Annotated in this window: 6 protein-coding genes and 2 pseudogenes; all 8 read right to left on the reverse strand. The window is 42.1% G+C overall.

Annotated features, from left to right (window positions below; all coding sequences use genetic code 11):
• A pseudogene (locus V6C93_RS22195) lies at window positions 1-209 on the reverse strand (hypothetical protein); the annotation flags it as partial.
• A 50-nt stretch (window positions 210-259) separates the two neighbouring features.
• The gene (locus V6C93_RS22200; protein WP_333478854.1) at window positions 260-793 is read right to left on the reverse strand and encodes a hypothetical protein; all 534 of its coding nucleotides are present in this window, start codon (window positions 791-793) and stop codon (window positions 260-262) included.
• 59 nt (window positions 794-852) lie between these two features.
• Window positions 853-2,109, reverse strand: coding sequence for a TIGR02221 family CRISPR-associated protein (csx2, locus tag V6C93_RS22205; protein WP_333478855.1), 1,257 nt, complete (start codon window positions 2,107-2,109; stop codon window positions 853-855).
• 17 nt (window positions 2,110-2,126) lie between these two features.
• Window positions 2,127-2,894: a CRISPR system precrRNA processing endoribonuclease RAMP protein Cas6 gene (gene cas6 / locus V6C93_RS22210; RefSeq protein ID WP_333478856.1), complete on the reverse strand. Its 768-nt coding sequence runs from the start codon at window positions 2,892-2,894 to the stop codon at window positions 2,127-2,129.
• A gap of 5 nt (window positions 2,895-2,899) precedes the next feature.
• A complete protein-coding gene (csm5, locus tag V6C93_RS22215) occupies window positions 2,900-4,183 on the reverse strand; it encodes a type III-A CRISPR-associated RAMP protein Csm5 (RefSeq protein ID WP_333478857.1) in 1,284 nt (427 codons plus the stop codon).
• Window positions 4,184-4,191: 8 nt separating this feature from the next.
• The gene (csm4, locus tag V6C93_RS22220) at window positions 4,192-5,130 is read right to left on the reverse strand and encodes a type III-A CRISPR-associated RAMP protein Csm4 (protein WP_333478858.1); all 939 of its coding nucleotides are present in this window, start codon (window positions 5,128-5,130) and stop codon (window positions 4,192-4,194) included.
• Window positions 5,087-5,722, reverse strand: a pseudogene (csm3, locus tag V6C93_RS22225) (type III-A CRISPR-associated RAMP protein Csm3); the annotation flags it as partial. The gene csm4 and the pseudogene csm3, both read right to left, overlap by 44 nt.
• Window positions 5,719-6,266, reverse strand: a 548-nt coding sequence (gene csm2 / locus V6C93_RS22230; protein ID WP_333478860.1) for a type III-A CRISPR-associated protein Csm2, incomplete at its 5' end; no start/stop codon positions are given. The pseudogene csm3 and the gene csm2, both read right to left, overlap by 4 nt.

Consider the following 6,266-nt stretch of genomic DNA (forward strand, 5'->3'; position numbering starts at 1 on the left):
CAAACTTCTTTCAAGACAGGATAAATTAAGTTTTCGCAAATGGCAAACTCTGAGTTATCAACGACTCCTTCTCGCATGACGGTTTGTAAGTCTTCTCGGAAGTAGTCTGGGATGTTAAATTCTATTTCACCAATGAAATCAGCTTCGGTGTATTTAGTCTGAAATTCTTTGACAACGGCACCGATACTCTTATAACTACTGAAAGCCATATTGACCTCACAATTAAGCCCTCAACGCTTGTCCGACGTTAATATCAGTTTTATGTGTTCTCAGTTGAACGTATTCTATTACTAAGCCAGCTAGTGGAAACTTTTCGCGTTGATTCCCCCCGCTCGAATCGCACTAAGTTCTCACGGGTAGTGCCGACAGTGACGTAAAGGGAAATACCACAATCTACAGATGCCAGCACTAAGGCGGCTGACATTGTTTTTGTGCCGCCAGTGTAATCAGCTATAATCTCGTATTCGGCTGACTCCTGTTGCAGAGCGTTAATTTTGGCGGAAGCTAGACGATAGCATTCTGATAAGTCGTCAGGATTTTGAATGAGGATTAGGTCGCTGTCTGGTTGAAAGCGATCGCCCAATCCTACTTGTGTAGGAATATTCGGCAGACTCTCCACTATTTCTGTACCACGTCGCACTTCACACGGAGTCCCTTCGCCAATCACCTGAACTTTACTGCCTTTATCGCCATCAGAACATAGGAAGATGACGCGATCAGGCTGTAGGGTGCGAATTGAGGTAACTATGGGTTGGAAAGAGCCACCAACTGTGACTAGAAGTACTTTATACATGAATCAATTGATTGAATTGCTATCTGAGTTTTGTCCAAAATCTGTGGACAGTCTAAAGATTATTGAGTTTCGTCTGCCAACTTCCACTCTGCTGCAACTGCATTGAGTTCCTCAATAATTTTTCGAGTCTGCTCAAGAATATCCTCCGCTTTTTTAGGATTTTTGCGAAAGCCAGAGTGAAGCACATCGTTCCGCAGGTTAGCCAGATTGAAATCACCGCCCCAGAGGTTGTTCAACTGCTTTTTCTGTTTCTTCGGAGTATTTGACCATTGCTCCAAATATAGTGACTCCCTGATTGTATTTCCCTCTTTATCCTTGATCTTGCCGCCACTTAGTAGGAGTTCCATCTCATCTCGATTTGCTTTATCGAGAGGATCTAGTTGAAAGCGATAGCACAGCAGGGATGGCAACCACTCTCGCGCTAAAGATAAGGCTTGAACCGTTTGTCCTTTTGCTGCATACCATTTCACCATTTCTAGTTGTCGAATCAGGGAAGCTTTAGCGTTGGTTGTATAATCTTTTGGGTTTGCCAAGCAAAACTTGCCATAATCTTTTTCCACGCGTTCCAGCAAACTAACAAATGGTGGTACCGACTGAGAAATGACGGGTGCTGCCTCTGCAATATGGTTAGGTAACATAGCAGCTTCTCGCATAACGTCCATTGGTCGTAACAGTTGCAAGCCTTGGGCGATACCATCTATACTTTTTGCCAAGTTTTCGGTCGAGGGGTTACTACTATGTAACAAGGTTGCTAGTGCCTGCCCATTGCCTGTTTTAATGAATTGGTCAGTAGCAGTTGTCCACTCCAACAGACTAACCATTGGCAACAAATCAAAAGTAGGAGTTTCATTGGTTTCTTTATTTTTAGCTTCAAATGCACCGTAAATTAGTCCCTCAATCTTCACATTTCGCACTACACGCAGATAACTGATGGCAATCAACGCTAGCACAGGTAAAGAGCGAAAGGAGTGCGTAATGTCGAATATAACGCGATCGCCCTCCTGCAAACAGTTAGTCAACATTTCAAATAGCTGCCAAATATCAGCAGTGCTGTGTGCTTCTGGCACATTGTACACGGGTTGCAAATCCACCTTGGCTTCCAACCGCTTTCTCAACGCCTCCCAATTAGTTTCGGTTGCTCCTGTTGGAGCAACTGTTTCTACTGTCTTAGTCAGCAAAACGTAGAGGGTTTCAGGCTTGTAAAATTCAACTAACGCCTCTTGAAAAAATGGTGTTTTATAGTTTCCAAAACCCATAGGGTTAAGGTAGGTTGTATCCTGATAATTATTAAAGCCAAGAAACGAAATTGCTTTCATGCTTTATCATCCTTTAATTAATTTTTCAGGTTTACTTGTGTTTGCCCCATTCCCAAGCGAGTTTTTACACCCGTACCAGCAAACTGAGCATGATGAACCAATAAGTTAGCCACATTCGCTAGCAAGGGGTCAGTACGGCTAAGAACTTGTAGTGTTACATCACCAATAAAGCCATTCACATATCCGCGATGCAACTGAAACGATCGCGTTTTTATCTGGTGATGCTTGAGTATGATGTATTGACTCAAGTAAGCGATTAACTCATCACTTCCCAAATACACAGAAGCAAAATGATTCCACCGCTCTAACCAACTACGAAACATTAATGCTGGTACGGGTAGGGGTAAATGGATGCTTTGTTGAGCAAAAGCTGTAGGCGTTGTGAAGTGCAAATCAAATCGCCTGATCGGTTCTGGTTCATTTGCTACTAAACTTGTGTAAAGCTGCTCGTAGCTGGTGGTTTCGTCTTCTCGGTTAATAACATCAAACTTAGCTCCTAGAAATTCTAGTGAAGGAGAAAGGTTGAGGGATGCGATCGCTTTTGCTGCCCTTTCCTGCAATCCACACAAAGCTAAGCTGTAAAATCCATCTGGATGAAAGGTCAAAAATTCCTTAGAAGCAGAACAAGAACCGATGATACCTGAGTAGGAAATAGAAGGAATTGTTTCACTCCCCATTTCCAAGCTCATGCGTTCGTGTAGTTGCTTTACCAATTCCAATTGATAGGAGCGAGGTAAAACTGCTTTCTCAGATAAGCTTAATGTCCAGGTAGAACGAATTAGCATTAGATTTACAACGCCTTAAACTTTACCCATCCAGGCACATACTTAATCTCACCCTTTGGGTCTACAACTGTACGCCTAGACTTCGGTGCTTCAAAATTGGGTGCAGCAATCCCGCAGGTATCGCGAATATCGGCTCTCAGTTGGTCATTGAGTAACCAACCAATTGTCGTACCATTCATCCCACTTGCCCAACCCAGTCGTAAACTATAAGGACAAGTCTCTTTTTCGTAAAACTCACGAATTGCTGAAAAATCTAAATTTTTACCTTGATGGCGATTATTTTTAACAGCTTGCCAGTAGTCATACTCCCCATCCCACTGCTCTTGAGCAAATTCATGACAAATCTTTAAGACATCATCCAGGCTTTGAAAAGGCAATTGCATCCCCTGTTGATGCCGAAACCAAGACAGCATCTTGGTATCTAAGGAGAGGGTAAACTCAGTCCGGACATTCCGCACCATTTCAGCATAAATAGAAGCTCTATATTTAGCCCGTTCGTCTTCAAAGTGGCTAGAGACAATCACTTCAGCAGCAATTGGAACATTGAACGCGATCGCCTTCCCCTTCTGATTGACTGTTATTTTCACAAGTGGTTGACAATCCGTTACTTGGATTGCCCGCATGAAGTCTGTATTGGGACCTGTTCTGGCTTTAACTGCTCTGTCTTGGTAGCTGAGCGAAAAATTAGAGAACAAGTTATTCATCAATAACTCATCGTCTAAAAACTTTTGCTTTCCTTTACTCTTCAATTCTCCTGAATTAAGCTTTTGCCGTAATTGCTTTTCAATCTCACTAACTCGTTGGGAGTTTGGGACGTGATAACGGTCTGCGTATTTGAGTAAGTGATAAGCGATCGCAGTCCGAATCGCCCCCTTAATTGACGAACCGGGAAGGTAAAGTTGCCCAAACCCGTTGCGAATCATTGGTCGCAAGTCAGTGATTTTTTGCTCCGTCCACTTAGCGTCAATAAAAATCTCAGGAAAAATAGGATTGCCTTGTGGGTCAGTCGCCTCCTGCCAGTCTTCACCAAAGGCTTGTTTGAGGATATCCGCAATCTCCTCCCTCTCTTCAATAGCACGAATATAGTCATTGAGTCTGCCCCGTGTTTGCAGACCTTTGGCTAAGGCTTCCCCATCCGGGAGGTAAACCTTTTTGGCAGTTTGAACGTATTCAAATGGGTTTAGTTGGGAGACGGCTGACCCAATGTGCAGCAGCGGACTGGTTAACTGAATTCGTCGCGATTCATAGAACTCTGGTCGGCTAAGGGTAAGGTCTTGAGAAGCAACCATTATAGTTATCAGCTAGGTAAGGTAACTGGCAGACTCAAACTAATACCACTGCGGTAAATTTTGTGCTGTTTAAACTTATTAGGTGTAACATCAGCCAATTTCCCCAAGGGAGCGATGGGGAAAACAGAACCTTCAGCAAACATTCGCACCATTTTGCGGCGTAGCTGACGACCTGAAGAAGGAGAAGCAATCCAACCGCCTCGTTCTTGAATCGCATAACTGGCAGTTTTATCCAGCATTCCCTCTGCATCTAGAAGTTCTTTTGGTAAGGGCAATTCCCAAAATAAGCTGATCAGAGCGTAATGAGTTGGTTTGGCAAAATCCACTACATCCTGCCAATCTTGGGGAAGTTTCTCCCATTCAACTTCAAAGCGTCCAGCACCACTAGAACGTTCTCCACCCAAACCTTCCTCACCCAAAAGTTCTAAAGCAGCGTGAAGTTTATCTTCTAGTTTCCGCTCTTGTTCTAGGAAATTCAGCAAGAAGTACAAGCCTGACTGTTTAGATTGCTCCCATTCAAACTGAACGAAGCCTGTGTGATAGAAATTTGTGGCTCTAGTGGTACGGTCGATAGCTACTTTGGGTGTTTGGTGAATTTTATAAGCTTTGCCATAGTCGAAAGTTCCGGCTTTATGCAATGGTTCAGTGCCATCCGCTTTCTTTTCTGTCTCAGCAATTAAATCTCTTTTATCGCCTTCGAGTGTAAACCCGTCTCCTTGATACCAACGCTGCCAAACTTCCAAAGGTAAGTAGTTGAGCTTTTTGTAAGTCTTGGTAAATTTCAAGTCATCTTCTGGATATCCTTTGGGAAATTCTAGAGGTTTGGGCAGATAGTAAATGTAATGTTCTCCATTACGTCGATAAATAAAGGTTGAACTGAGACGAAAAGGAGGTTTTTGCGATGACTTTTGCTGGGGACGCTGCCGCCGTGATGCGATCAAGTCCATTTTCAAACTTCCACTCGGTCATATATAAACCAGTATCAATTGTTTTCAATTCCTCAGAAGAATCATCTTCTAAATGACAATCGCGAACAATTAAACGTGCTGGTGCATTTCGTCCTTTAATTTTTGTATATTCCTTACCATCAATCTGTTTCTTTGGACTGTTATCTTCAAGTAATCCCTCTTGCTCTGCAACTTGAGTTTCAATCCAGCAGGTTACACCAGTAGAGCCAAATACACGAGAAACTTCACAAGTCCTTGCTCCCATAAACTTAATAAATTGTTCGTCAATTTCTGTTATTCCATCTACCAAATCATCGCTTTCATATCGGTAAGTATCTCTACTTCCTTTGCGATTGATCGGTTTATTACACAAACGTTCTAAAATTGAGCGAAGCTTCCCTTTAATAGATGAACCTGGTAGGTAAGGATGTCGAGTTAGTGGATCGCGAATTACAGACTTATCTAGTCCTCCAATATTTAATGTTTCTCCACCGCCACCAATATGAAGTCCGGTTTCTACTAAAAGAATGCTCTTAACATGAAGTTTGCCAAGTAGTGGCTTTTGAGGTTTGTCAGTTGTTGATGTAGTCATTGGTCTTTTCCTCCTGCTGCTTTGTGATAAGCAACTATTGCCTCAATAAGTTGAACGAAACGTTTAAAATCTTCTAAATCTTCATTTTTAATTTGTTTAATTGCGGCTTCCAAAACCTTTTTCAAGGGTGCAACTGGGCTAGAATCTAAATCTTTCCCTTTCTGTTGCCGAGCAGTAGCATATGCTAATTGATATCTTAGAATGTGCAATTCATCTCTACTTTCTTCAGAAAGTTTGTTTTTAATAATTTTCTGAACTTTGAAACGGTTCACAGCATCTAAGAATTTACGAATCTGGGTAGTTTTTAATCCTTTATCCCCCTTATCGGCAAGAATTTTCCCCAGTTCCTCGGTATCTTCTACTAGCTCACGAATTTTATATTCTTTTAATCCTGTCTTAAAAGCATCAATTTTTTTAACCATTCTGGTAACGATATCGTCATATTTCTGTTGAGTAGAATCAGTATTAGCTTGCTTTTGCCTATTTTGTACCTCACCCAACTGTTTAGATTGATTTGAAAGAGTAGGTCGAGAAATATTAGGTT

The organism is Allocoleopsis sp., from assembly GCF_036703385.1.
Classification (GTDB): Bacteria; Cyanobacteriota; Cyanobacteriia; order Cyanobacteriales; family Coleofasciculaceae; genus Allocoleopsis.

Coding starts and splice junctions, on each gene's coding strand:
- V6C93_RS22200 (WP_333478854.1), bottom strand. CDS start 793: ATGTATAAAGTACTTCTAGTCACAGTTGGTGGCTCTTTCCAACCCATA.
- csx2 (WP_333478855.1), bottom strand. CDS start 2,109: ATGAAAGCAATTTCGTTTCTTGGCTTTAATAATTATCAGGATACAACC.
- cas6 (WP_333478856.1), bottom strand. CDS start 2,894: ATGCTAATTCGTTCTACCTGGACATTAAGCTTATCTGAGAAAGCAGTT.
- csm5 (WP_333478857.1), bottom strand. CDS start 4,183: ATGGTTGCTTCTCAAGACCTTACCCTTAGCCGACCAGAGTTCTATGAA.
- csm4 (WP_333478858.1), bottom strand. CDS start 5,130: ATGGACTTGATCGCATCACGGCGGCAGCGTCCCCAGCAAAAGTCATCG.